Origin of the sequence: Siansivirga zeaxanthinifaciens CC-SAMT-1 (assembly GCF_000941055.1) — a bacterium.
GTDB classification, from domain to species: domain Bacteria; phylum Bacteroidota; class Bacteroidia; order Flavobacteriales; family Flavobacteriaceae; genus Siansivirga; species Siansivirga zeaxanthinifaciens.
Genome location: NZ_CP007202.1, coordinates 2,142,847 through 2,168,444 on the forward strand (window position 1 = coordinate 2,142,847; position 25,598 = coordinate 2,168,444).

Sequence of the window (25,598 nt, forward strand, 5' to 3'; positions counted from 1 at the left end):
TTTTTTTTAAATTTTTAATTACAATTACCGTTTATGTCACAGGTATTATCGTTGCTAACTTCGGCCATTTTTAATGGGCTTTTATTCGTTTCTTCCCAAATTTTTTCTAGGTTTTTGGCAAAAACGCTTTCTGGTTGAGCGCCTGAAATTCCATATTTATTGTTTATTACAAAAAATGGAACAGCATTAATTCCCAGATTTCTGGCTTCCATCTGGTCTTGGCGAACGTCGTAGGTATACTGCTCTGATGTTAATACGGTTTTTGCATCGTTTTTGTCAATGCCAACGGTTGAGGCTATTTCAATTAATACCTCTAAGTCGTCTATATTTTTTCCTTCTTCCAGATGTGCTTTAAGTAAGGCTTCTTTTAGTTCGTTAGAACGATTTAAAGTTTTAGCAAAATGCAACAAACGATGGGCGTTTAAAGAATTTGCAACTACTGCGTTATTTAAATTGAAGTTTAAACCTACTTCTGAAGCCATTTCTGTAACGTTATTAAACATCTCTGAAGCGTCATCTGCATCGACACCTTTAGATTCTATAAAGTGATTGATAGCGTTTATGTTCGTATTTGTTTCTAAAGTAGGATCTAATTCAAAACTTTTCCATTCGAATGTAATGGCATCTTTATGTGGGAATTTAGATAATGCAGCTTCAAATTTTCTTTTACCAATATAACAAAACGGGCATCTAATATCGGACCAGATACTTATATTCATTTTTATTTTTTTTAATGTTTTTTATTTGACGTAATAAATATTAAAAACCTACAGTATTATTTCAGAATTTAATAATTTAAACCTATGGTTTGTCTAACAGTGTCAAGCATTTTTATGATGTTTTGACTAATAGCAAAAGTCATGATGTCGCTTTCGGTTTTACCATCCATAAGCAATTGATTGAAATGTATGGCTTCAAAATTGTAACCAATGGTATTGTAGTTGAAATCTTTAATGGTTTCTTTATCGTTTTTAATTATTGAAACTGTTGTAGGCATATGGAACATGGTGTTAATTTTTACAGTGGCATGTTCGAAATAAAATATGGCTTGTGTTGGTAATGTTTGTATTAGTGAACTTTTTAAATACGCCTTTACATTATTAGAATAATTAAATACCATACTACAGCTGGAGTCGGCACCATTTTCGAAAAAAGTAGCATGGGCTTCTAGGTTTTTTGGTAATCCTAAAGTAGATAATGCTGCAAAAATAGGGTAGATACCAATATCTAAAAGGCTTCCTCCACCAAGCTCTTTGTTAAAAAGTCTGCTACTGGTATCGTAAGGTCTTTCAAAGCCAAAGTCGGCTTCAAGTTTAGTGATATTTCCGTAGGTTTTGTTATTAAATAGGTCGAGTACATATTGGTAGTGTGGCAGGAAATAAGTCCAAAGCGCTTCCATTAAAAGCACGTTTTTTTCTTTTGCTTTAGCAATCATATCATTTACCTCTAGAGCATTCATGGCAAATGGTTTCTCACATAATACTGCAATACCATTTTCTAAACATAATAAGGTGTTTTCTTTATGTAATGCATGTGGGGTAGCAATATAAACGGCATCTACATTTGAGTCTTTAGCCAGGGCTTCGTAACTGTTGTATGCTTTCTTGGCATGGTAATTTTTAGCAAAGGCATCGGCTTTTTCTTGATTACGAGATGCTACAGCATATAATTCGGCATTTTCAATGGTAAGTAAATCGGCTGCAAACTTGTTTGCAATGCTTCCCAAACCTATAATACCCCAACGAATTTTTCTATTTTGAAAGGGAATACTCATGTATTTTGTAAAATTAAATAACTAAAATAGCCAAAGATAAGAATTAAAAAGGCTAAAATACCTTTATCGAGTTTTGTTATACGCTTAAACTCGAAAAGTAAACTACTAATTATTACCAGAACACAACCTACAAAATTTAACCATAAAAATGGCAGATTAATTAGCTCGTAAGCATTCAATAAATAAAGGGCTATAATTATAAGTTGTGTAATGACTGCAGCTATAAAAACAGCGTTTCCACGAACCGATTTAAAAAAGAATGCTAACATGAAAATGCCCAAAACATTGCCATAAAATATAGAACCTATAATATTTACCAATTGAATTAAGTTTTCAGCCAGATTGGCAATACAGGCTACACCAATAGCAATAATGCCCCAAAGTAAGGTAAACCATTTTGAGGCTTTTACCATATCTTCTTCGGTTTTATCGCTGGTGTTACGCTTGTATAAATCGATGGTTGTAGTCGAACCTAATGCATTTAACTCGCTGGAAGTACTAGACATAGCTGCACTTAATATTACAGCCAGCAAAAGCCCTATAAGGCCTCGTGGTAAATTGTTTAATATGAAATGTATAAAAACATAATCTTTGTCGTTGCTCTCTACTTTAATTTGTTGAGATGCCGCTACTTGATTAATAAGCTTAATAGCTTCGTTTTTATTAGCTTTATTTTGTTGGTTAACAAATTTTATTTCCTTTTGTATGCTTGCATTGTCTGGGTCTACCAAATAAGCTTCAATAAGTTCTTTTTTATCGTTAAATAAAACTTGTTGTTCATTTTGCAAGGCATTATAAACTTCTTTTTTATCTGAGTTCAACACTATTGCTGTGGCCGTAGGATTGAAATTTAAAGGCGCTTCATTAAATTGGTAAAACACAAAAACCATAACGCCTACTAGCAAAATAAAGAATTGCATAGGAACTTTTAAAAGGCCGTTAAAAATTAAGCCTAATTGCATTTCTTTTAATGATTTCCCAGATAAATAGCGCTGCACCTGACTTTGGTCGGTACCAAAATACGATAACATTAAAAACGTACCTCCAATAATACCACTCCAAAAAGTGTAGCGATTATTTAAATCGAATGAAAAATCTAGAATTTCCATTTTACCACTGGCTCCGGCTATTTTTAATGCTTTTGTAAAAGTAATATCTGCAGGAAGTTTACTAACAATAATAAAAAACGCCACAAGCATACCAATAAAAATAACAACCATTTGATGTTTCTGAGTGACATTTACAGCGCGTGTTCCTCCAGAAACGGTGTAAATAATAACCAGAATACCAATGACAATATTTAGATAGAGTAAATTCCAGCCCAATACGACCGAAAGAATTATAGCTGGCGCAAAAATGGTAATTCCAGCGGCTAAACCACGTTGTATTAAAAATAAAATTGCGGTAAGGGTTCTTGTTTTTACATCGAATCGCTTTTCTAAAAATTCGTATGCTGTATAGACTTTTAATCTATGATATAATGGGATAAATACTAAACAAATAATAATCATGGCAATGGGCAAACCAAAATAAAACTGCACAAAGCCCATACCATCATTAAACGCTTGCCCCGGCGTCGATAAAAAGGTAATAGCACTTGCTTGAGTTGCCATTACCGACAAACCGATAGTCCACCACTTAGAGGTGTTGCCACCTTTTAAATAATCTTGAACGTTTTTGCTACCACGGGTTTGCCAAGTTCCGTAACCAACAATAGCTAGTAAGGTGGCGATAAGAATACTCCAATCTATAAAGCTTAGTGTTTGCATGTTAAAACGCTTTCATTATTAAATAAAACAAAATAATGTAAGCCATATTAGCTAACAAAACCAGGCTGTAAAGCTTTAACCAACGTTGTTTCGGACCTTTATCTTCGCTCATGGTTAGTCGTTTATTTTTGCAGTGTCTTTTAAATCTTCTTTTCCAATAGATAGCATATTAGCAAACAGCCTGTAGGCACCAGAAACGCCCGCAGGGAACTCTCTAAAAAAGCTTAAACCAGTGTATATATAATATCCTTTTCCGTAAGGCGCTACCAGTAAACTTCCGTCTTTGGCAGTTTCGTCTTTATCGTGCATCGATAAAATAGGTGTGAAATGACTGTCCCATGAATCGGGGAAATACAGTCCGCGTTCTTGAGTCCATCCATTAAAATCATCTTGGGTGATTTTATTCGGATAATTTAAAATAGGATGCTCCGGATTTAAAATAGTTACCTTAGAGTTTTCATCGGTTACGCGATCTCTCGATAAACTTAAACTATAAGGCGCCAACTCGTTTGTTTTTAAGCCTCTGTTGGTGTTGTATTGCACAATCATATTACCACCATTTTTAACAAAATCGAATAAAATTTGCTGTTTAAACTTTAGGGCATCAACAATGTTGTAAGCTCTAATTCCAACAACAACGGCATCAAATCTGCTTAAGGTTTCTTGAGTAATGGCTTCGGGTTCTAGGGTAAGAACCTGGTAACCTATTTGCTTTAAACTTTCTGGAACCACATCGCCAGCACCAGTAATATAGGCAATGTTTTCGCCTTTTTTCTTGATATCCAATCGAACTACTTTAGCTTCACTTGGCAGCAGAACTGTTTGATAAGGAATATGCTCATAATCAATCTCAACCAATTCTTTTGTGTATGTTTTATCTTTTATATGAATCACAGGATTTATAAAAGCTTCGGTTTGATTTTTAGCTGGAATTACAGTAAAAGTCACAATTTGTTCTTCACCTTTATTAGCAATTTCAATTTTTTGTTTTTCAGGATAAACAAGCCAGTTTTTTTCATGCGACATGCTAATAAATCCTTCTAATTTGTCGCGACCAGCTTTTACAATAACACGAATATCGTGGGCTTTGTCGTTACTAAAAATGATGACTTTTTCTTCAAGTTTAGCAGAGGCTTCTGGAATGATTTCAAACGGACGATATAATTCGCCTTTGTCTGGTTTTGAGTATCTGTAAACAACTGGCTTCGATAGGGTTATAGGGGTGTTGTTTATTTTTAAATGGAAGTTTATAATAACACTTCTTGGTGTTTCTGGTTTCCCTATTAAAGCTTCATCATCAACACGATACATGCCTAAAGTTCCTTTTTCGTTAAGCCAGTATGGCGATGTGTAAGCGGCATCGGGAGCAATAAAATAATCTGTTTTGAAGGACTCATCATCATTGTTTTTTAACTCTATTTGTTTTTGAATGGTCTTTCCGTCGTTTTGAGAAATACTTTCTAAAATAATGTTTTGATTGCTTCTGTTTAAGGCTTCAATATTAATTTTTACAGATTGATTTAATGTGGTTGAAGGTGTTTCGGCTGAAGCTTCTAAATACAAACCAGCACACATTTCTATAATTGATTTTAATTCTTTGGTTTTTTGTGTTTTCCAATGGGCGTCTTCAATATTTTGAAGTAGTTTGTATGCTTCCATAAGTTGAGGCAGATGCGAAGACGGATTGGTGAAATTGAAATTCTTTTCAACAGCATTTAAAATAGTGCCAATAGCTGCACCACCTTTTATACGATTCCATGAGGTGTCTATGCCTTCAAAAATATTTTCTTTATTATTTAGTGGTTCACCTTTTAAAAATTCGATGTATTCTTTTTGTGAACCGCGTTGCATTAATCGTCCAAAACCTTGACATAAATGTTGACTGCTAGCAAGCGAAGCTACTTCGTTGTTAGACATGCCTTTAAGCGGGTAATATACGCCAATATCGAAGGTTGACATTTTAGATTTGTCGGCATTATCGAAATCTTCCTGACTGCGGTAAAACCAAGAATTCGTGTTAAAAAACAGGCGTTTTGGTTGCCATACTTGGGTGTTTTTTAATTGGTTTGGATATGCCGATTTGTTTCCTGCCAAATCGAAAGCTTCAAAACTTAACATGGCAGAACTGGTGTGGTGGCCATGTGTGGTTCCTGGAGTTCTGTGGTCGAAACGATTAATAATAATATCGGGTTTAAACTGTCTAATTGCCAAAACAACATCGTTTAAAACGGCATCTTTATTCCAAATATCGAGCGTTTCATCTGGATGTTTTGAAAAGCCAAAATCGTTGGCTCGAGTAAAACGTTGTTCGCCACCATCAACCCGTCTGGCTGCTAGAAGTTCTTGAGTACGAATAACTCCAAGAAGTTCTCTAATTTCAGGTCCGATAAGGTTTTGTCCGCCATCGCCACGCGTTAACGACAAATAAGCTGTTCTGGCCTTTACCTGATTAGACATGTATGAAATTAGCCTGGTATTTTCGTCGTCTGGATGCGCAGCAATATATAAAACAGACCCTAAAAAATTAAGTTTCTGTAAAGACTCATAAATCTCTGAAGCAGCAGGTGTTTGAGGTTTTTGGGCGTTTATAAAGGAAAATGTGAATACTGTAAGGAATAAAGTAAGTATTGTTTTTTGCATGAATAGTAGTTTTACCAAATTCAAATATAGCAAAGTAAAGTAGGGAATAAGGTGCTTTTAATGTTTCTTTAACTTTAAGTTAAAGCCATTTTTTTCGTTTAAAATAAATAAGCATGGCAACAAAAAGCATAATCATTACACCCCATAAAATGAAATAAGAATATTTAAAATGTAATTCTGGGATGTAATCGAAATTCATACCGTAAATACCAGCAATAAATGTTAGGGGAATAAAAATGGAAGCCATGATGGTTAGAACTTTCATAACTTCATTCATTTTATTGCTAATGGTTGTCATGTACATATCCATTAAACTCCAAATCATTTCCCGGTAAATATCAATGTTTTCCGATACTTGAATTAAATGGTCGTAAATATCTCTGTAATAGTTTTTTGTAGTAGATGCAATGAGGTGGCTGTCGTGTTTTTCAATACGACTTATAACTTCGCGAAGCGGAAAAATGGCACGTCGAACACGTAGAATTTCTTTCTTTAAATCTCTAATGTCTTTATTGATGGTGTTTTCAACATTTCCAAGAAAAATATCGGTTTCTAAATCTTCAATTTTATAGCCAAGCGTTTCTATGACATTAAAATAATAATCTATAATAGAGTCCATTAAAATGTACAACAGGTAATCGGCATTCATGGTTCGTACGCGACCTTTTCCTTGACGGATGCGATCTCGAACGCTATCAAACACATCACCTTCCGATTCTTGGAATGATAAAACGTAATTCGGACCTAAAATAAAGCTAACCTGTTCTGAAATGATATTTTCGTCTCCATCGTAATAAAGCATTTTTAGGACTAAAAAAATATAATCCTCGTATTCATCAATTTTAGGACGCTGTGAAATGTTTACAATATCTTCTAAAACGAGAGGATGTAAATTAAAATGCAAGCCTAATTTTTCGATGCTATCAACGTGATTTAATCCGTTAAGATTAATCCAGGAAACACAATCGTTTAGTTTAAAATCGAAGGTGTCTTCGACCTTATTTAATTGTTTTTCTAGAAATTTATCATGGTTATAATCGAAAACTTCAATAAACAATTCTTTCGATTCTTTATTACCGGTGTAAATAACGCTACCAGGAACCGAACCAATTTTTTTGTGAGCTTTTTTATTTCGCTTTTTAGCCATGATTTAAATATAATGAATATTTAGATTGATTCCATATCGTCTTCAATAGCATCTTTTTGAATTAAAGTCACTGCTTTTTGAAGCATTAAATTATTAGGGTAAGTTACTAAATTGCCATTTTCTAACCTAAGATGAACTTGAAAGGCTCTAATATCTTCAATAATAGCTCTAATTGGAAAATCATGATCATGAATTTCAATTTTATCACCAACTTTATATGGGAAATTAAAAAACATAATAATGCCCGAAGTGATATTGCTTAGAATAGACCAAACGGCAAACAAACCAATACCAATAACGGCAAAAATAGACGAGAAAATAACAGCTAAATCCTTAAAGTCTGTGCCAAAAATAAAGGACTCAATTAAAATAGCCAACATGATAAGGGTTACGGTAGAGTATCTCCTAATTAATCTAATTCTGGCATCGTTAATTCCTGTTTTGTGTCCTATTTTATTAATAGCAAACCTAAGTATGAGTCTTACTATAAATAAAAATAAAAGTACAAATGCCGATATGATTAATTGTTTTTGATATGCTTCTATAAAGGTCATAAATTTTGAAAAATTTGAATGTGATTTTAAAGTAAACAAGCCCGATTACTTGAAAACTTGTGTTGATTATATTCGTTTAATTTTAAGAATTAAAGATACAAACTTATGCTTGGTTGGCAATATCTATTAACGTTTTGTAGACAAGATGCGTGGGTAAACCCATAACATTAAAATAGGAACCCTCAATTTTTTCAACGCCAATTTGTCCAATCCATTCTTGTATACCATAAGCACCAGCTTTGTCGAAGGGCATGGCGGTTTTAATATAAAACTCAATTTCTTCGTTGGTTAATGCTTTAAAAGTAACTTTTGTAATATCGTGAATGGTTTTTTGAAACGAATTGGTTGTAAAGCACACCGATGTAATGACTTCGTGTGTGGTGTTACTTAACGATTTTATAATATTGAAAGCATCGGTAGCATCGATTGGTTTGCCCAATGCTTTGTTGTTGTGCCAAACAATGGTATCGCTTGTTATTAAAATATCATTGGGCTTTAATTCATTCTTATAAGGAATGGATTTTAATTCTGCAAGATAATTACTTATATGTAAGTGAGTGAGTTCGGCGGGATAATTTTCTTCAATAGGTTTCAATCTAATTTCGAAATCTAAATTTAAATTTTTGAAAAATTCCTGTCTTCTGGGCGAACCTGAAGCCAATATAATATGATGGTTTTTGAGTTTTTCGCTTAACATATTTTAAATTAAGATGTACTTGTATAAAAGTAAAGAAAGCATCCCGAAAAGCATAATGATTTTTAGAAGATTGCTTACTTGGTGTAAGTCTTTTTTCGTTTTGGTTGTAAGAAGTTTTATAGCTACGTAAACTAACGGACCAATAATAAAAATTAAAAAGTAGAGAACAGCTATTATGTTTTTATATAAAATTTCATTTACATAAATAACGATTATTAAAGCCAAAATAAGAGTTAATATAAAAACGAAATGCGTTGCTTTTTTTATTCCAAATCTAACAGGAAACGTTTGAATGCTGGCTTTAGAGTCGCCTTTAAAATCTTCTATATCTTTCACTATTTCTCTTATTAAATTAATAGCAAATGCAAACAAGCTGTAATGAAAAATGACTTTAAAAAAAGCGAGTTGTGTATCTCTGTTTAGATGGTTCATACTCGGTATTAATTCAAAAAAACCAACAATTAAAACACTTAGCCCAACTAAAATAGCTATTACCAAATTGCCAAAAAATACGGTTTGCTTTAAATAGGTTGCATACATGTATAGCAGTGCCGAGGTTATAACAAACAACGAAAAAAAGGCACTTTTATTAACGACATGACTTAAGTAAGAACCCAGACCAACGCCCACAATATTAAAAATTAAAAACCAATTGTATGCTGCTTTTTCTGTTATGGTTTTACCAACTATTAATTTGTTGGGTTTGTTTACAAAATCGGTTTCTACATCGTAAATATCATTTATAATATTACCAGCAGCAGCAATGCACATTGTGGCTAATATTAATATAATAATACCTGTGGTATCTAAACGCACTGACGCTCCTAAAGGCTCCAAAAAGGCATACTTTACAAGTAATTGTACCATGCCAATCATAACGAGGTTTTTCCAGCGAATAAGTTTAAGAATACTCAAAATGAATGAATTAAATTCTAGATGTAAAATTATTTATAAGGTATTTAATTAAAAGTAAAACCAAAATAAAAAGGATAGTAGATACAACTACGGTTTTTATATTTTGTCTTTTAGCATCTTTACGAATGTTGTTTTTTATAATATCCTTTTCTAATTTACTCAGGTTTTTATGAGTAAAATGAATTTCGTAATGAAAATGCGATTCGTTATTTAGTTGTTCTTTTAAAACAGAAAATGGCCTATTGTTTTTCTGATTAAATACACTTTGACTATTACCAAAGCCAATGTAACCAAATCCGTTTTTAATGCGTCTTTTTACACGATTCATAAAAGGGTTATACCATCCAATTGTTTTGAACTTTTAATACTTGTTCAAGGACATCACGAACGGCTCCTTCACCACCTTTTCGATGTGAAATATATTTGGAAACGCTTTTAATCTCTGGAACAGCATCCTGTGGGCAGGTAGGTAAACCAACCATGGTCATAACCTGTCTGTCGGGGATATCATCGCCCATATAAAGTATATTTTCGGGTTTAATATTGGTTTCTTTAATGTACTGCTTAAACGTGTCAACTTTATTGGTCGATCCTAAATAAACGTGAGGAATTCCTAAGCCTTCCAATCTAATTTTTACCCCTTCGTTGGTTCCTGCTGAAATAATAGCAATGTTATAACCCGCGTTTATGGCGTATTTTAAAGCATAACCATCTCTTACGTGCATTTTTCTTAACAATTCACCATCAGAAGTAACATTAACAAATCCGTCGGTTAAAACACCATCAACATCAAAAATAAATGTGGTAATGTGTTCTAAATATTCTTTATAGCTTTTTTCTTCCATGGGTACGTTGTATCGATTCGGTTAATAATTCGTAAATAGCTTTATGATGCGGTGTTTCATTTAAAAGTTTTAAATGTTTTCTCATCGTTTTTTTATCGTTGCGTTTTGCAGGACCCGTTTGTGCTTTATAAGGCGATAAATCTTGCACTTTTTTTGCGGTTTCCAGTATTAATGGTTTTAATAAATCGAATTCGGCGCCTTCACTTTCTGTAATTTCATGCGCTACTCTGTAAAGTTGATTGGTAAAGTTGTTTACAAAAACAGCCGCTAAATGCAGAACCCTTCTTTGGTCTGTATTTACTTTTTTGGTAGGACTGCCAATACTTATAGCCAGATTTTTTAAAACATGATAGTCTTTGCTTTCAAGCGCTTCAATACAAATGGGAACATTTGCAAAATCTAATTTAGCCGCTTTGCTAAACGACTGCAGGGGATAAAAAACGCCGCGTTTATGTTTTTTATCGATATCGTAAATGCCAACACTTCCAGAGGTGTGTGCTACCAGTCGGTTTTCAAAAGGGAGTTTATTTGTTAAGCTTTTAATAGCATCGTCGCTAACGGCCAAAAGGTATAAATCGGCTTCTTTTAAGGCACTTAAATCGTTAACTATTTCAACCTCTTTAGCATAAGGTTTTAATGTGTCTAAATTTCTATTATACCATTGAATAACCGATATGTTTTCGGCTGCTTTAAAAGCTCGGTACAAATGTGTGGCTACATTTCCTGCGCCAATAATAACTACTGAAATCATATCGCAAAAATAACCATAATTAGCTTACATAAAAAAGCAAACAAGTATCTTTGTTGTATATGCAAAAGAAAGATATTAAAACCAGAGCCGATGTATTTTTGCTAGTTTCTTCATTTTACGAAAAAGTAAAAAAAGACGCTGTTTTAGCACCATTTTTTAACGAAGCTATTACAGATTGGGATGCGCATTTAGAACGATTAACCAGTTTTTGGGAATCTAGTTTGTTTTTGAAAACCAAATATTTAGGCAATCCTTTAGAGGTTCATGTAAAAGTAGATCAGGTGCACAATAAAACCATAACCGAACTCCATTTTGGCTTGTGGTTAAATTTATGGTTTCAAACCATAGACCAATTTTTTGAAGGTGAAAATGCCGATAACGCCAAACGGCGAGCTCGAAAAATGGGAACTTTTTTATATTTAAAAATTTTTGAAGCCCGCCAATAATCTTAATTATTAAAGTAAAATTATAAATTAGTTAGCCTCGGCTTTAGTAAGTCTTTTTCTAAACTTTAACACTTCAAAATCAACTTTAATACTTAAATTTGCACGACCTTAAAAGGGCTTTTCATTATGCAAAATAAAATCTCCAAAATAATTTTTTCAACACGTCTTACAGCTGTTTTATTTATTGCTTTTGCTGCTGCTATGGCAATAGGTACTTTTTTAGACGCAGGCCAGTCCACATCGCCAACACCATACACTAGAAATTTAATTTACAATGCTTGGTGGTTCGAGGCTATCATGCTGTTATTCACCATTAATTTTATTGGAAATATTGGCAGATACCAACTGTATAAAAAAGAAAAATGGGGCACGCTTATTTTGCATTTAGCGTTTATTTTTATTTTTATTGGAGCTTTTATAACCAGATACATCAGTTACGAAGGGATGATGTCCATTAGAGAAGGCGAAACCGAAAATGCGTTTCTTTCTCAAAAAACATATATCACCACCTATATTGATGGCGATTATATGATAGATGGCGTACCACAACGTTTGCCTTTAGAATTTGAAGTTGATTTTTCGGCAAGGTTGAAAAATGATTTTAAAATTGAAACCAAATACGACCAGCAACCGGTAACTATTGAAATTGAAAAGTTTATAAAAGGAGCCGAAGAAGATATTATTCCCGACGATCATGGCGAGGAGTACTTAAAAATTGTTGAAGCAGGGAGCAATGGACCACACAACCATTTTCTTAAGGTTGGCGAAGTACAAAGTATTCATGGGGTTTTAATTGCACTTAACAAACCTACCGATGGTGCAATAAATTTAACCTACCAAAACGATGATTTAACCATTAATTCGCCTTTTGAAGGTGAATACATGACTATGGCTACCATGGCAAAGGGTACGTTGATTAAAGACAGTATTCAACCACTAAAATTAAGATCACGTTATGTTATTGGAAATATGCAAATGGTATTTCCAAAACCAGTGGTAAAAGGTGTTTTTGATATTGTTCAAAAATCGAAAATTTTAAAAAATGACGAAGATGGTGTTGTATTAAAAGTAACTACTAACGGTATTACAGAGCGCATTGGTTTGCTTGGTGGTAAAGGTATGAACAACCCATTTAAACAAATTTCGGTGGGCGGATTAGATTTTGCTTTTAAATATGGCTCTAAAGTTTTAGAACTTCCTTTTTCTATAAAACTAAACGATTTTGAAGCCGAGCGTTATCCGGGAACTGAAAAGGGCTATTCGTCTTTTTCGAGTAAAGTAACCGTTATCGACGAGCAAGAAGGAAGCTTCGATTATAAAATATTTATGAACCATATTTTAGACCATCGTGGATACCGATTTTTCCAATCGAGTTTCGATCCCGATGAAAAAGGAACCATCTTATCGGTAAATCACGATTATTGGGGCACCATGCTAACCTACATTGGTTACTTTTTGTTGTATTTAGGATTGTTGGCCATCCTTTTCGTTAAAGGCTCACGTTTTAAAGATTTAGAAAGTATGTTGGAAAAAGTGAAAGCTAAAAAAACGAAATTATTAGGCATTTTCTTGTTTTTTTTATGTTTGAATGGATTTGCTCAAGAACATTCTGCAAACGACGCACACAATCATACGGCGCCAACCAAAATGCAAATAGATTCTATTTTAGCGGCCAACATCACACCTAAAGAAGAAGCCGATAGATTTGGATATTTAGTTATTCAGGATTTAAGCGGACGTATGATGCCTGTTAACACATATGCATCAGAAATGCTTCGAAAATTAAGTAAAAGCGACACATACGGAGATTTTGATGCCAATCAGGTATTTCTGTCTATTCAAGAAAGTCCGATGCTGTGGTATAACGTACCAATCATCTATTTAAAGCCTAAAAAAGCAGATACAATACGAAGTATTATTGGTGTCGATAAAGATGTAAAATATGTTACACTGGCCGATTTCTTCAGTAATAAAGGTACTTATAAATTGGCTCCGTATTTAGATGAAGCTTATAAAGCAATGACACCGAATGCGTTTCAAAAAGAATTTAAAGAAGCCGATCAACGTGTTAATTTATTATACAATACGGTTGAAGGCATGTCTTTAAAAATATTTCCTATTCCAAACGACCCTAATAACAAATGGATTTCGGCTTACGATTATAAATTCGATAATCATAAAATTAAAGATACGCTTTATGGTAACTTCATAAAAGCAGGATTTAATACTTACTTGTATGCTTTAAATGCGGCTAAAAAAACGGGCGATTTTACAAATGCAACCAAGCTATTGGAGGCTTTTAAAAAGACACAGCACCAATATGGAGGCAGTGTTATGTTAACAGATAAAAAAGTTAAAACAGAGATTTTATACAACAAATACGACATTTTTAAAAAATTGTTTAGTTGGTATTTATATGCTGGTAGTTTACTGTTTATTCTATTAATTATTCAAATTTTTAAGGAGAAAAATAAAGTTATTGATGTAAGTGTTATAGTTTTTAAATGCATCATTTTAGGCATTTTTATACTGCATACTCTGGGTTTAATAGCGCGTTGGTATATATCTGGGCATGCACCGTGGAGTGATGCTTACGAGTCGATGATTTACGTTGCTTGGGCCACTATGTTTTTTGGTTTAGCCTTCGGAAGAAAAAGTGATTTAACGTTAGCTTCAACAGCCTTTGTAACATCTATGATTTTAATGGTTGCCCACTGGAACTGGATGGATCCTGCTATTGCCAACCTTCAGCCTGTTTTAGATAGTTACTGGTTAATGATTCACGTTGCTGTTATTGTGGCGAGTTACGGGCCGTTTACTTTGGGTATGATTTTAGGATTGGTATCGTTATTCTTGATGATTTTTACTACCGAAAAGAATAAAGTAAAAATGGACTTAAACATAAAAGAACTAACCATTATTAACGAGATGTCCTTAACCGTTGGTTTGGTTATGTTAACCATTGGAAACTTTTTAGGCGGTATGTGGGCAAACGAAAGTTGGGGACGTTACTGGGGCTGGGATCCAAAAGAAACCTGGGCGCTTATTAGTATTATGGTTTATGCTTTTGTAATTCATATGCGATTGATTCCTGGACTTCGTGGTCGTTGGTTTTTTAACCTGATGTCTATTATTGCTTTTGCCAGCATCATGATGACTTACTTTGGAGTTAATTTCTACCTAGCGGGCCTGCATAGTTATGCAAGTGGCGACCAAATAGTAAGTGTTAAATTCATTTTAGTAACCTGTGTTATTGTTGCTGTAATTGGGTTTTTTGCTTATCGAGGGTATGCTAAATTTTACAAAAAGTAGCCTGTTTTTTATTTTCTGAAATTCAATTTTTGTTACGTTTCACTTTTTCAAAAATAATCTTTAGTTTATTTTTAGCCATAATTAATGTAATTTGAAACCATATGGCAGCTATGAAATTATTTAAAGAGTTTAAAGAATTTGCGGTAAAAGGAAACATGATGGACATGGCAATAGGTATTATTATTGGCGCGTCCTTCAATAAAATAATCGATGTTTTAGTTAAAAAAGTATTTTTGCCACCACTATCATTATTAACCGATGGTGTAAATTTCAAGGATAAAAATATTATTTTAAAAGATGCTGTTTTAGATGCCTCGGGGAATATTGTTACAGACCAAGTGGCTATAGGTTATGGTGCGTTAGGCGAAGCTGTTTTAGATTTTTTAATTGTAGCCTTTACTATTTTTATTGTTGTTAAGTTTATGAATCGATTAAAAAACAGAGCCCACGACACGAACGATACGACGGTAACAACTCCAAAAGACATAGAATTACTTTCTAATATTAACGATTTAATGAAAGAACAAAACGCTTTATTAAAACAAAAAAAGTAGTTTATGGCAAAAACAGGGAGAGATAAAAATACTAAAAACAAAGCCAAACACTCCAAATTAATGGATCAAAAAAAGGCGAAAAAAAAGAAAGAAGAAGCCATTAGAAAAGAACGTTTAAAAGCCATAATTCAACAAGCTAAGCATCAAGAAAATAATTATTTTTTTATAATTCGACATAATTTTTAAAAACCTACTAAAATTTTTGTCAAGAGTTTTTTATTTATTATTTCTAATGAGTATACAAGCTGGTTCAAATAGCGATGATATTTAATTGAAGAAGCCAGTTAATACCTTGACCTAGTTACAAGAATTTTATTTTTATTATGCATACTACTTTCTTATAAAGTATTAATTAATAAAGAAAAAAAGGTTTTGTTAATTACAAAGCTTAGTTATTCGATTTTATTCATTTTTGAATATGCAGTTTTAAAGTAAATCTTTAATTCTGTTATAATGGATTTCGCTAAAATCTTTTACAACTAAATCGGCTTTACTATAATCTTGGTTTTTAGAGTGAAAGCTATCATAACCTACACAAAAAATACCAGCCGATTTTGCCGCTATAATACCATTTGTTGAATCTTCAATAACTATACATTCTTCTGTTTTAAAACCTGATGCTTCTGCAGCCTTAATGAAAATTTCAGGATGTGGTTTTGAAGCTTTTAATTCGGCACCACTTAATTTTGCTTTAAAATATTTATTTAAATCGAATCGTTTAAAAATACGTTCGATACTTGGCATGGAGGCCGATGAAGCTAAAATTAAGGTTAATTCGTTGTCATGATAATTTTTAATCACATCTAAAACACCTTCAATTAAATCGAAGGTTTTATCGTTTTCAAAAATATCATCATAATGTTTACGCTTTATTGACACTAATGTTTCTGGAGATTCACTTAAATTAAAAGCATCACAAATTTGCTTACAAACATTTAAAGTCGATTTTCCGGTGAGCGATTCGTAAAACTCTGCAGATACTTCAATATTAACATCTTCAAACATTTTATGGTAGGCTTTGTAATGAAGTGGTTCACTTTCAATAATAACCCCATCCATATCAAAAATTACAGCTTGTAACATTTTTATTTTTTTTGCGAAGATAATTTAATCAAGAATATTAGCCTAAGGTTCTATTTACTATTCATTTTAAAATGTGCTAACATCCAGTTTAGTAGAAATATCTTATAAAGTTTATTAAGCCGCTTAGGTACTTTGCAAAGAACAATCGAGAGAATTGTTTGCAGCAGTTTCATTAATAACAGCCTAATTAAAAACACGTTTTGCAGTTAGAATTTAGATTATTTATTTGCTCATTTTTTTTGTTGAAATAAATAAGAGTCTAAAACAGCAAAGTTTGATTCTTACTTTTAATTAATAGCTGGGGTGAAAAAAGGTATCTTTGCCAAAACCTTTCAACACTTTTTATTGAAAACTTCAAATAATAAAGAAAAACAAATTAGATCGAGTTATGATTTTGATGCACTAAGCCAAGAGCATCCAGAGTTAACCTCGTATATTTTTGAGAATAATTATCAAACAAAAACCTTAGATTTTGCAAATCCTAAAGCTGTTAAAGCATTAAATACAGCTCTGTTAAAAAAAGATTATGGTATAAAGTATTGGGAGTTTCCAGATTCCAATTTATGTCCGCCCATTCCAGGTAGAGTTGCTTATATAGATTGTATTTCGCAACTTTTAAAAAAATCAAAAGTAAAACAAAATATAAGGGTTTTAGATGTTGGAGTAGGCGCGACCTGTATTTATCCTCTTTTAGGACAGTCTCTGTATAAGTGGAACTTTGTAGGAGTAGATATTGATAAAGATTCGTTAAAAACAGCTCAGCAAATTATAAATAAAAATAATCTTCAACAGGATATTAAGTTACGCCATCAAGCAAACAAAACGCTTATTTTAAAGGGTGTTTTAAATGCCGAAGACACTTTCTCGGTATCGATGTGTAATCCGCCATTTTATAAATCTGAAACAGAAGCATTAGAGGCCACAAGCAGAAAACTTAATGGATTAAATAAGCCAACAGATAAAGTTATTAGAAATTTTTCAGGTACTCAAAATGAATTGATTTACGAAGGTGGTGAAAAAGCATTTCTTCATAATTACTTATATGAAAGTTCGTTGTTTAAAAACAGGTGTTTTTGGTTTACTTCGTTAGTATCAAAAAAAGATTTAGTAAAAGGTATAAAACAATCTTTACAGAAGCTTGGAGCTACAGATATTAAAGTTATTAATATGACACATGGTAACAAAATTACTAGAATTGTTGCCTGGACATTTTTAACAAAAGACGAACAAGAAGCCTGGGTAAAATAACCAGTTTTTAAAAAAAAAATATTTAATAGAAAAAATAAAAGGAGCTCCTTAGGAGCTCCTTCATTTTAAAATAAGAACCTATTAAATGTGTTCTTCTAAATGATGATGTTCGTCAATTAGAGGACCACCTTCAATAATTTGTTGCGTTGCTTGGTGTGCAAATTTCTCAAAGTTTAAATGGAATGAATGTGCTAATTGTATAGCTTTTCCAATATAAGCTCCTTTTTGTAACCAAGTATTCATTGGGTCTAGCATTTCGGTTGGTACTCCAGGACAATATTTAGGCATAAATAAACCAAATATTGGATTTTGTTCATAATCTACATGGTCTAGTTCCCCATTTAAAATAGCGGTAATCATGGCTCTGGTGTATTTAAGTTTAATACGAGATCCAACACCGTAAGGACCAGCGCTCCAACCTGTATTAATTAACCATACATTAACACCGGCTTCTTGCATTTTTTTACTTAACATTTCCCCATATTTTGCAGGGTGTAATGGCATAAATGGTTCTCCAAAACATGCAGAGAATGAAGGTACAGGTTCTGTAATACCAGCTTCGGTACCTGCCACTTTAGCGGTATAACCAGATATAAAATGGTAAGCTGCTTGACCTGGCGTTAGTTTAGATACTGGAGGCAATACACCAAAAGCATCACATGTTAAGAAGAAAATGTTTTTAGGGTTGTTTGCATACAATGTTTCTTGGATATTATCAATATGATAGATAGGGTAACTAACACGAGTGTTTTGTGTAATGCTACTATCTAAATAATCTGGGTCGCCATCGGCATTAAACACTACATTTTCTAATAAAGCACCGGGTCTAATGGCTCTAAAAATGTCTGGTTCTTTCTCTTCGGTTAAGTCAATTACTTTTGCGTAACAGCCACCTTCAAAATTAAAAATGGTATTGTCGGCAGTCCATCCATGTTCGTCATCTCCAATTAATTTTCTATCAGGATCGGCAGAAAGCGTTGTTTTACCAGTTCCAGATAATCCAAAGAAAATAGCTGTGTCACCTTTTTTACCAACATTTGCAGAACAGTGCATTGGTAGTACATTTTTTTCTACAGGTAAAATTAAGTTTAAAGCAGAAAAAATACCTTTTTTCATCTCGCCTGTGTAAGCAGAACCACCAACCAAAGCAATTTTATCGGTAAAATTTATAATTGAAAAATTACCTTGACGAATGCCGTAAGCAGCAGGATCTGGACACACATACCCTGGAGCACACAAAATTAACCAGTCTTCACTAAAGTTTTCAAGTTCTTTTTCACTTGGTCGTAAAAACATATTATAAACAAATAGGTTAGACCAAGGAAGTTCTGTTACTGTGCGAATGTTTGTTCTAAATTCTGGTTCGGCACATACATAACCATCTCTAACATACAACTCTTTGCCAGAGAGGTATTTAGTTACTTCGTTTTTAAGTTTATTAAAGTTTTCTGTAGAAACCGGTTTATTGGTTTTTCCCCACCAAACTTTGTCGGCAGTATAATCATCTTTTACAATAAAACGATCTTGAGGAGAACGTCCTGTAAATTTGCCAGTATTAATAGATAAGGTACCGTTTTTTGTTTCTTTACCCATTTTTTTATCAACGGTAATTTGCTGAAGTTTTTCAGGAGATAAGTTCCAATGAGCAGTGACGTTTTTAAGTCCGTAGATTTCTAAGCTTACTTGAGTCTCGACTGTTTGTAAATTATTCATTTTGTTCTTTTTTTAAGATTCTTACTAATATTGTTTTGGTTATCTTGCCTTTAATTTAGACAAGTTGTTATGTTTAAATTGATGTTTATTTATAAGATATATCTAAATTTGTTTAGTAATTTTACACATCCAAAATCAGCCTGTTTTTTTTATAAGGTATTGGTTGTTTTAATATTACATGATAAAATTACATTCGAAAATTTCAAAAAAGTATGACGAATGTCATGCTTTTAAAAAGCAGATCACTTTTAAGATATTATGATTATTTTCAGTAAAAAAATATTAATAATGCATACGAAAACGTATTCGTAATTATTAATATGTAGTAGTTTTAATTTTTACAACTAAAAGGTGGTTTTATTTTATATTAAAACGGAGAATAAAAAGTAATTTGCTGCAAAACAAGACCATAAAAACGCATAAGAATAAAATATTCGATTTTTATTTGAAAAAATATAGAATTTATGAAATTAGATATACTTGCCATTGGTGCTCATCCAGACGATGTAGAATTAGGTTGTGGAGCACTTATAGCTAAGGAAACCGCAAACGGAAAAAAAGTAGGCATCATCGATTTAACCCGAGGTGAGTTAGGTACCCGAGGTACTGCTGAAACTCGTGATATTGAAGCTAAAAACTCCGCTGAAATTTTAAAAGTAGTTGTAAGAGAAAATATGAAATTTGCTGATGGTTTTTTTGTAAATGATAAAAAACATCAATTGGCATTAATTAGAATGATTAGAAAATATCAACCAGAAATTGTTTTATGTAATGCCATCGACGATAGACATATCGATCATGGGAAAGGAAGTAAATTAGCTTCGGATGCATGTTTTTTAAGCGGACTCTTAAAAATTGAAACAAAAGACGATGCAGGTGCATTGCAAAAACCATGGCGTCCCAAACAAGTATATCATTACATGCAGTGGAAAAATCTAGAACCCGATTTTGTTGTAGATGTTTCTGAGTTTATAGATATTAAAATGAAATCGGTATTAGCATATAAAACACAGTTTTACGATGAAAACAGTAAAGAGCCACAGACGCCAATTTCAAGTAAAAATTTTACCGATAGTATTATTTACAGAGCACGAGATTTAGGACGTTTGGTGGGCGTAGAATACGCCGAAGGATTTAATGTTGAGCGTTATGTGGCTGTAGATAGTTTATTTGATTTAAAATAGGATGGAATAATTGAAGTTCTATATTTTTTAATAAGTATAAGCAGATGAATTAGTTGTAATTATTTTAAAAAAATAAATAAAAAATATTAAAAAAGTCTTTGTAGAAAAGAATGAAATCAATTACATTTGCACTCGCATTTATAATGCACGCTACATGGTGGTTGTAGCTCAGTTGGTTAGAGCATTGGTTTGTGGTACCAAGGGTCGCCGGTTCGAGCCCGGTCTTCCACCCAAAATAAAAGCCTTTCAATTTATTGAAAGGTTTTTTTTGTGGTTTAAACTTTTAACAGGAAATAAAAAAAGAGGTTTTTCAAATAAATAGAAAAACCTCTTTTTATAGTATTTAATTAAAGTATACTTTATTTAAGTTTTATTCTTTCTTCACGGTTAGCCAGTTCCCAAGCGGTGCTAAAAACCAAACGGGTTCTTGTTTCTAATAAATCGTATTCAATTTTATCTGGTGTGTCTGTAGGTTTGTGGTAATCGTCGTGAGTTCCATTAAAATAGAAAATAACTGGAATGTTGTTTTTCGCAAAATTGTAATGATCTGATCTGTAGTAAAAACGATTTGGATCGTTTTTATCATTAAAAGTATAATCGAATTCCATATTAAAATATTTCTTATTAACGGCTTCAGAAATATCGTGTAATTCTTGACTTAATTTATCTGAACCAATAAGATAAACATAGTTTTTATTGTCTTTATGTTTATCATCAATTCTACCAATCATATCTATATTTAAATTGGCCACCGTATTTTTTAATGGAAATACAGGATCTACATCTGTGTAATATCGCGAGCCATATAACCCAATTTCTTCACCTGTTACGTGTAAAAATAAGATTGTTCGTTTTGGTGCAAATCCTGCATTTTCGGCACGCTTAAAAGCTTTTGCAATTTCTAAAATAGCAATTGTACCAGAGCCGTCATCATCGGCACCATTATTAATACTTCCATCTTTTGAAATACCAATATGATCTAGATGGGCTGAAATTATAATAACTTCTTCTGGTTTTTCACTACCTTTTATATAGGCTAAAACGTTTTCTGAAGCTTTGATGCCATTAGGTAAAAACGATTGAGGTATCTCTTGAAAATAATCATCTTCAGAAAGAGGTGAAGCTATTTTCATGGACTCGTATTGTTCTTTTAAAAAATTAATGGCTTTTTTTTGTCCAGGTTCTCCTGTTTTTCTTCCTTCAAAATCATCGGAAGCATAAATGTATAATTCCTGCTTTAAAGTTTCGGCTTTAATAGTTTTTGAAAATTCTGAAACAGCAGCATCTAATTCTAGATTTTCTGTATTTTGTGAAGTTATACAAGATACATTTAAAATAGTAATCGCTAAAAGTATAGCTATTTTTTTCATTTCGGTTAAATTTATTTAATACGATATTACGAAAATGAATTAATAGACTTACTTATTTTTTAGTTAATTTAACAATTCATTATCGATATCTAATGCGAGCTTCTTGTCTTGGTTTGCAATTTGCCAAGCTGTAGCAAAAATAAATTTTGTACGTTTTTCTAAAAGTTCGTATTCTATTTTATCGGGAGTGTCTGAGGGTAAATGATAATCTTCATGCTCACCGTTAAAATAAAAAATAACAGGAATATTTTTTACGGCAAAATTATAATGGTCTGACCTGTTGTAATATTGATTTCTGTCGTTCTCTGCATTGAAGCGATAATCTAATTCAATATGATAAAACGTGTTATTTATTTTTTCAGATAGATAATGTAATTCTTTACTAAGTCTATCGGCACCAATAATATATAAGTAGTTTTTGTTGTTTTTATGCCTGTCGTCTACACGACCAATCATATCTATATTTAAATTGGTTACGGTATTTTCTAACGGAAACACGGGGTGTTTTGTGTAAAATTCCGATCCTTTTTTACCCAATTCTTCTCCAGTTAAATGAAGAAATAAAATACTTCTTTTTGGACCGAAACCATCTTTTTGAGCTAAATGAAACGCTTCAGCCATTTCCATAAGGGCTACAGTACCTGAGCCATCGTCGTCGGCACCATAATTAATTTCGTTTTCTTCTGTAACCCCTAAATGGTCTAAATGTGCCGATATTATAACAATTTCTTCTGGTTTTTCGCTTCCTTTTATATAAGCCAAAACATTTTCTGATGCCTTAATACCATCAGAAAAGAAAGTTTCTGGTATGGTTTGAAAATAATTTGAGTTTCCGAAAGGTGAGGCTATACCTTTGTTTGTATAATACGTTTTTAAATAGTTTGCTGCTTTTTTTTGTCCAGGTTCACCTGCTCGTCTTCCTTGAAACTCTTTAGAATCAAACTCATAAAGATATGTTTTTAACTCTTGAGATGTAATGGTATTAGCATAATTACATATAGTCGCACTGTCCTTAATTTGAATACTATCTTTTAAGTTTTGTATTCTTGCTGTGTACCTAGGTTTAGAGCAAGTGCCAACAATAATAAAGGCAGAGAGAATTGAAATGATTTTCATGCGTGCTTTTTATTTTAATTTTATAAGCTACCAATAATCCAATTCTTAGGGCTAGAAATGATTTATTATATTTCTTTAAAATACAAATATAATTAATAACAAGAAATTACTTACTAATTACTTACTAATTAATTTCTAATTCTTCTAATTCAGAAATAATTTCTTCACTATTTTCAATATCAGACTCATTAATTTCAATAGATTCAATATCGTTGGTCTCTATTTGAATATCTTCTATTTCGGTGTCGTTCATGTCGATAGATTCTAAATCGGTGTCATCAATTTCTAAAGCATCTAAATCTAAACTTTCAAGTTCATCGATGGCTTCTTCTTCATGAATGTTTCCTATTTCTTCTAAAACTTCGGTGTTAACGACTTCGGGCGTATTAAATAGCGCTTTGTAAGTTGTAATAGTTAAAGCGCAAATAGTTAAATAAAATGTAAATGGAATTATTTTTTTTACTTCGCCAGTTTTTTTAGATAAATAAAAAGCTGCGAAACCAAAAGCAAAGGCTCCAATAGCAGGCAAAATAGCCAAATTTGATATGGGTAATACCGAAAAAAGGATTGCGAAAAACGCTGCTATTACAGCTAAAATGGTAAATAATTTTTTCATTTATTAGTTTTTTAAACCAGTGGCAGATTTAATTTTTAACTCACCATTACCAACAGGAATTTTAAATTTACCGTAAACAAGAATTTTGTTTTGGTCTGCAGTTAACCAAATTAGGTTATTATTTGCACCTTGCAACACATTACTTTTACTAGATCCAACACTTAATTTGAAGCACTCTTTTTTACCTATGGCAGTGTTTATTGTTTCTTTTCCTAAGTAAGTAACTTTAGCCTTAACTTCTTCTCTGTCAAAAATAATAGTAAAGTTTTTACTGGTGCCAACAGATAAATTTTTAAAATCGATAAGTCTTAAACTATATATTGTTGATACGATATCTTTTGTACCCGAGTTTATTTTTACATCTTTATTTTCTACTTGGTTGTTTTTCTTTTTTTGTAAACTTTTAACCGTGTTCGTTTTATGGCTAAAAGTATATTTCATGTATTTGTAATAACTACCTTCATTAATGTCTCGAGTATGTAGAAAAGGCGTTAAAGTGCTAGGGTGTACGTAGGTTTCGTATAAATCTCTAATTTTAAAGAAACTGTCCCATTTGCTGTAAGTAGCCGCTGTACATTTTAATTTTAATAAAGTTGCTTTAGATGTTTTTACGGTGCTAGTTTCTAAAGTAACTTGAGCTAAATCGTTTAAAATACCAGACATGTTGTAGGAGGCAGTGTAAACTAATTTTTCACCAGAGTTTACAGCAGTATTTTGGGCGCTTAGCTTTAGCGATAATAAAAAGATAAAAATTATTGAAAGTCGCATATTTATTTTATAAGTTAAATTCTATAACGTAACCAATTACATTTATTGTGCCGAAAATACGATGCTTTAATAAATTATACTAATTTTTTATTTTCTGATTTTATATCTACTTGTCTGACTGATATTTGTCATAGTTTCTTGGTTTTATCTGAATTACTTTTATAAAAGAAGCTTATTCATTTTAAAAATTTTAGAATGAAACTACTTAAAATATTAAGATGAAAACAATTCTTTTACCAACAGATTTTTCTATAAACTCTATTAATGCCATTAATTATGCCATCGAATTGTATAAAAATGAAACTTGTAAATTTTATTTGCTTAATGTGCAAAGGGCATCCTCATTTATATCGGATGATATGATGGCGGTTACATCTACGGCTACAATTTACAATACCATTATTGATGCAGCAAAGAAATCGTTATCCAATATAATTAAGCGCATCAACAAGCATTACAACAACCCTAAACATACATTTGAGACGCTAGTTGATTACGATAATTTTATAGACTCTATCAATCAGGTTTCAGAATTAAAACAAATTGATTTAATTATTATGGGCACAAAAGGTGCTACCGGTTTAAAACAAGTTGTTTTTGGCAGTAACACGGTAAAAGTTATTCAGCGTTGCCATTTGCCTGTTTTGGTAATTCCAGAAAATTGCAAGTTTTCAAATTTAAAAGATGTAACATTTACAACAAGTTATGCCACTTTATACGAAGGCGATGATTTGAAACCATTAAAAGAGATTATTAATTTAAACGAAAGTAAATTAAGTGTTTTACATGTGTTTTGTGACTACGATTTTGCCGTTGAATTAGATAAAAATATTGATTTTTTTAATAAAAATTTCGAACATCCTGATTTTAAAAATCTCACTACCAATGAAGAACATGTTTTTGAAATAATAGAGAGTTATATAAAAGATAATAACGTTAAAATGCTAGCCATGAAATACAAATCACACTCTTTATTTGAACGTTTATTTTATAAATTAAAAATTGAAAGTGTTGCTTACAGCATCAATATTCCGTTATTGGTTATTAAGTAAATGCGTTAATTTTTTTCTTTTTCAAATGAAAAAACAGCGTTTCA

24 protein-coding genes and 1 tRNA gene are annotated in these 25,598 nt (G+C 32.2%); 8 read left to right on the forward strand and 17 right to left on the reverse strand.

Annotated features, from left to right (window positions below; genetic code table 11):
• Window positions 1–14: 14 nt before the first annotated feature.
• From AW14_RS09700 to AW14_RS09750, 11 genes are all read right to left on the reverse strand, one after another.
• Complete coding sequence (locus AW14_RS09700) at window positions 15–719, reverse strand: DsbA family oxidoreductase (RefSeq protein ID WP_044638625.1); 705 nt, start codon at window positions 717–719, stop codon at window positions 15–17.
• Between the two features lie 68 nt (window positions 720–787).
• On the reverse strand, window positions 788–1,774 hold the full coding sequence (locus tag AW14_RS09705) for a Gfo/Idh/MocA family protein (RefSeq protein ID WP_044638626.1): 987 nt from the start codon (window positions 1,772–1,774) through the stop codon (window positions 788–790).
• The gene (locus tag AW14_RS09710) at window positions 1,771–3,543 is read right to left on the reverse strand and encodes a sodium:solute symporter (protein WP_044638627.1); all 1,773 of its coding nucleotides are present in this window, start codon (window positions 3,541–3,543) and stop codon (window positions 1,771–1,773) included. Before AW14_RS09710 ends, AW14_RS09705 begins: the two co-directional genes overlap by 4 nt.
• Window positions 3,544–3,657: 114 nt before the next feature.
• Entirely contained in the window at window positions 3,658–6,183 is a 2,526-nt protein-coding gene (locus AW14_RS09715) for a PIG-L family deacetylase (RefSeq protein ID WP_044638628.1), read from the reverse strand.
• A 79-nt stretch (window positions 6,184–6,262) separates the two neighbouring features.
• Window positions 6,263–7,330, reverse strand: coding sequence for a magnesium/cobalt transporter CorA (corA, locus tag AW14_RS09720; protein ID WP_044638629.1), 1,068 nt, complete (start codon window positions 7,328–7,330; stop codon window positions 6,263–6,265).
• 20 nt (window positions 7,331–7,350) lie between these two features.
• The gene (locus tag AW14_RS09725) at window positions 7,351–7,884 is read right to left on the reverse strand and encodes a mechanosensitive ion channel domain-containing protein (RefSeq protein ID WP_044638630.1); all 534 of its coding nucleotides are present in this window, start codon (window positions 7,882–7,884) and stop codon (window positions 7,351–7,353) included.
• Window positions 7,885–7,987: 103 nt separating this feature from the next.
• Complete coding sequence (locus tag AW14_RS09730) at window positions 7,988–8,581, reverse strand: Maf family nucleotide pyrophosphatase (RefSeq protein WP_044638631.1); 594 nt, start codon at window positions 8,579–8,581, stop codon at window positions 7,988–7,990.
• 3 nt (window positions 8,582–8,584) lie between these two features.
• Window positions 8,585–9,496, reverse strand: coding sequence for a geranylgeranylglycerol-phosphate geranylgeranyltransferase (locus AW14_RS09735; RefSeq protein ID WP_154662148.1), 912 nt, complete (start codon window positions 9,494–9,496; stop codon window positions 8,585–8,587).
• 10 nt (window positions 9,497–9,506) lie between these two features.
• Window positions 9,507–9,824 carry a hypothetical protein gene (locus AW14_RS09740; protein ID WP_044638633.1) on the reverse strand — a complete coding sequence of 106 codons (318 nt, stop codon included), beginning with the start codon at window positions 9,822–9,824 and terminating at the stop codon, window positions 9,507–9,509.
• A 7-nt stretch (window positions 9,825–9,831) separates the two neighbouring features.
• A complete protein-coding gene (locus AW14_RS09745) occupies window positions 9,832–10,341 on the reverse strand; it encodes a KdsC family phosphatase (protein ID WP_044638634.1) in 510 nt (169 codons plus the stop codon).
• Window positions 10,322–11,092: a Rossmann-like and DUF2520 domain-containing protein gene (locus AW14_RS09750; RefSeq protein ID WP_044638635.1), complete on the reverse strand. Its 771-nt coding sequence runs from the start codon at window positions 11,090–11,092 to the stop codon at window positions 10,322–10,324. The genes AW14_RS09745 and AW14_RS09750 overlap by 20 nt, the downstream gene beginning before the upstream one ends.
• Window positions 11,093–11,151: 59 nt before the next feature.
• Between AW14_RS09750 and AW14_RS09755 the strand changes: the two genes are divergently transcribed.
• The 4 genes from AW14_RS09755 to AW14_RS09770 all read left to right on the forward strand — a co-directional run bounded on the left by AW14_RS09755 (window position 11,152) and on the right by AW14_RS09770 (window position 15,590).
• Entirely contained in the window at window positions 11,152–11,538 is a 387-nt protein-coding gene (locus AW14_RS09755; protein ID WP_044638636.1) for a group III truncated hemoglobin, read from the forward strand.
• 126 nt (window positions 11,539–11,664) lie between these two features.
• Window positions 11,665–14,850: a cytochrome c biogenesis protein gene (gene ccsA, locus AW14_RS09760; RefSeq protein ID WP_044638637.1), complete on the forward strand. Its 3,186-nt coding sequence runs from the start codon at window positions 11,665–11,667 to the stop codon at window positions 14,848–14,850.
• A gap of 110 nt (window positions 14,851–14,960) precedes the next feature.
• Entirely contained in the window at window positions 14,961–15,404 is a 444-nt protein-coding gene (gene mscL / locus AW14_RS09765) for a large conductance mechanosensitive channel protein MscL (RefSeq protein WP_044639591.1), read from the forward strand.
• Between the two features lie 3 nt (window positions 15,405–15,407).
• A complete protein-coding gene (locus AW14_RS09770) occupies window positions 15,408–15,590 on the forward strand; it encodes a hypothetical protein (protein ID WP_044638638.1) in 183 nt (60 codons plus the stop codon).
• Between the two features lie 240 nt (window positions 15,591–15,830).
• Here AW14_RS09770 and AW14_RS09775 read toward each other — a convergent pair whose 3' ends face one another.
• Window positions 15,831–16,487, reverse strand: coding sequence for an HAD family hydrolase (locus AW14_RS09775; protein ID WP_044638639.1), 657 nt, complete (start codon window positions 16,485–16,487; stop codon window positions 15,831–15,833).
• Window positions 16,488–16,832: 345 nt separating this feature from the next.
• Between AW14_RS09775 and rlmF the strand changes: the two genes are divergently transcribed.
• Window positions 16,833–17,735 (forward strand): 23S rRNA (adenine(1618)-N(6))-methyltransferase RlmF, encoded by a 903-nt coding sequence (gene rlmF, locus AW14_RS09780; RefSeq protein ID WP_044639592.1) that lies wholly within the window; start codon window positions 16,833–16,835, stop codon window positions 17,733–17,735.
• Window positions 17,736–17,816: 81 nt separating this feature from the next.
• On the opposite strand, the gene pckA is transcribed toward rlmF, so the two are convergent.
• On the reverse strand, window positions 17,817–19,448 hold the full coding sequence (pckA, locus tag AW14_RS09785; protein ID WP_044638640.1) for a phosphoenolpyruvate carboxykinase (ATP): 1,632 nt from the start codon (window positions 19,446–19,448) through the stop codon (window positions 17,817–17,819).
• 464 nt (window positions 19,449–19,912) lie between these two features.
• Here pckA and bshB1 point away from each other — a divergent pair, with 464 nt between their 5' ends.
• Window positions 19,913–20,632 (forward strand): bacillithiol biosynthesis deacetylase BshB1, encoded by a 720-nt coding sequence (gene bshB1 / locus AW14_RS09790; RefSeq protein ID WP_044638641.1) that lies wholly within the window; start codon window positions 19,913–19,915, stop codon window positions 20,630–20,632.
• Window positions 20,633–20,788: 156 nt separating this feature from the next.
• Window positions 20,789–20,864, forward strand: a tRNA-His gene (locus AW14_RS09795).
• A 127-nt stretch (window positions 20,865–20,991) separates the two neighbouring features.
• On the opposite strand, the gene AW14_RS09800 is transcribed toward AW14_RS09795, so the two are convergent.
• From AW14_RS09800 to AW14_RS09815, 4 genes are all read right to left on the reverse strand, one after another.
• Window positions 20,992–22,002 (reverse strand): M28 family metallopeptidase, encoded by a 1,011-nt coding sequence (locus tag AW14_RS09800; RefSeq protein ID WP_052647475.1) that lies wholly within the window; start codon window positions 22,000–22,002, stop codon window positions 20,992–20,994.
• A gap of 63 nt (window positions 22,003–22,065) precedes the next feature.
• Complete coding sequence (locus AW14_RS09805; protein WP_044638642.1) at window positions 22,066–23,118, reverse strand: M28 family peptidase; 1,053 nt, start codon at window positions 23,116–23,118, stop codon at window positions 22,066–22,068.
• 124 nt (window positions 23,119–23,242) lie between these two features.
• Window positions 23,243–23,734 carry an FUSC family protein gene (locus tag AW14_RS09810; RefSeq protein ID WP_179944491.1) on the reverse strand — a complete coding sequence of 164 codons (492 nt, stop codon included), beginning with the start codon at window positions 23,732–23,734 and terminating at the stop codon, window positions 23,243–23,245.
• Window positions 23,735–23,737: 3 nt separating this feature from the next.
• Window positions 23,738–24,502, reverse strand: coding sequence for a DUF3108 domain-containing protein (locus AW14_RS09815; RefSeq protein ID WP_044638643.1), 765 nt, complete (start codon window positions 24,500–24,502; stop codon window positions 23,738–23,740).
• A 218-nt stretch (window positions 24,503–24,720) separates the two neighbouring features.
• Between AW14_RS09815 and AW14_RS09820 the strand changes: the two genes are divergently transcribed.
• Window positions 24,721–25,554: a universal stress protein gene (locus AW14_RS09820; RefSeq protein WP_052647476.1), complete on the forward strand. Its 834-nt coding sequence runs from the start codon at window positions 24,721–24,723 to the stop codon at window positions 25,552–25,554.
• Window positions 25,555–25,598 lie beyond the last annotated feature (44 nt).

Bases quoted from the DNA above. Each gene is read 5' to 3' on its own strand.
- AW14_RS09700 (WP_044638625.1), bottom strand. From the start codon at position 719: ATGAATATAAGTATCTGGTCCGATATTAGATGCCCGTTTTGTTATATT.
- AW14_RS09705 (WP_044638626.1), bottom strand. From the start codon at position 1,774: ATGAGTATTCCCTTTCAAAATAGAAAAATTCGTTGGGGTATTATAGGT.
- AW14_RS09710 (WP_044638627.1), bottom strand. From the start codon at position 3,543: ATGCAAACACTAAGCTTTATAGATTGGAGTATTCTTATCGCCACCTTA.
- AW14_RS09715 (WP_044638628.1), bottom strand. From the start codon at position 6,183: ATGCAAAAAACAATACTTACTTTATTCCTTACAGTATTCACATTTTCC.
- corA (WP_044638629.1), bottom strand. From the start codon at position 7,330: ATGGCTAAAAAGCGAAATAAAAAAGCTCACAAAAAAATTGGTTCGGTT.
- AW14_RS09725 (WP_044638630.1), bottom strand. From the start codon at position 7,884: ATGACCTTTATAGAAGCATATCAAAAACAATTAATCATATCGGCATTT.
- AW14_RS09730 (WP_044638631.1), bottom strand. From the start codon at position 8,581: ATGTTAAGCGAAAAACTCAAAAACCATCATATTATATTGGCTTCAGGT.
- AW14_RS09740 (WP_044638633.1), bottom strand. From the start codon at position 9,824: ATGAATCGTGTAAAAAGACGCATTAAAAACGGATTTGGTTACATTGGC.
- AW14_RS09745 (WP_044638634.1), bottom strand. From the start codon at position 10,341: ATGGAAGAAAAAAGCTATAAAGAATATTTAGAACACATTACCACATTT.
- AW14_RS09750 (WP_044638635.1), bottom strand. From the start codon at position 11,092: ATGATTTCAGTAGTTATTATTGGCGCAGGAAATGTAGCCACACATTTG.
- AW14_RS09755 (WP_044638636.1), top strand. From the start codon at position 11,152: ATGCAAAAGAAAGATATTAAAACCAGAGCCGATGTATTTTTGCTAGTT.
- ccsA (WP_044638637.1), top strand. From the start codon at position 11,665: ATGCAAAATAAAATCTCCAAAATAATTTTTTCAACACGTCTTACAGCT.
- mscL (WP_044639591.1), top strand. From the start codon at position 14,961: ATGAAATTATTTAAAGAGTTTAAAGAATTTGCGGTAAAAGGAAACATG.
- AW14_RS09770 (WP_044638638.1), top strand. From the start codon at position 15,408: ATGGCAAAAACAGGGAGAGATAAAAATACTAAAAACAAAGCCAAACAC.
- AW14_RS09775 (WP_044638639.1), bottom strand. From the start codon at position 16,487: ATGTTACAAGCTGTAATTTTTGATATGGATGGGGTTATTATTGAAAGT.
- pckA (WP_044638640.1), bottom strand. From the start codon at position 19,448: ATGAATAATTTACAAACAGTCGAGACTCAAGTAAGCTTAGAAATCTAC.
- bshB1 (WP_044638641.1), top strand. From the start codon at position 19,913: ATGAAATTAGATATACTTGCCATTGGTGCTCATCCAGACGATGTAGAA.
- AW14_RS09800 (WP_052647475.1), bottom strand. From the start codon at position 22,002: ATGAAAAAAATAGCTATACTTTTAGCGATTACTATTTTAAATGTATCT.
- AW14_RS09805 (WP_044638642.1), bottom strand. From the start codon at position 23,118: ATGAAAATCATTTCAATTCTCTCTGCCTTTATTATTGTTGGCACTTGC.
- AW14_RS09810 (WP_179944491.1), bottom strand. From the start codon at position 23,734: ATGAAAAAATTATTTACCATTTTAGCTGTAATAGCAGCGTTTTTCGCA.
- AW14_RS09815 (WP_044638643.1), bottom strand. From the start codon at position 24,502: ATGCGACTTTCAATAATTTTTATCTTTTTATTATCGCTAAAGCTAAGC.
- AW14_RS09820 (WP_052647476.1), top strand. From the start codon at position 24,721: ATGAAAACAATTCTTTTACCAACAGATTTTTCTATAAACTCTATTAAT.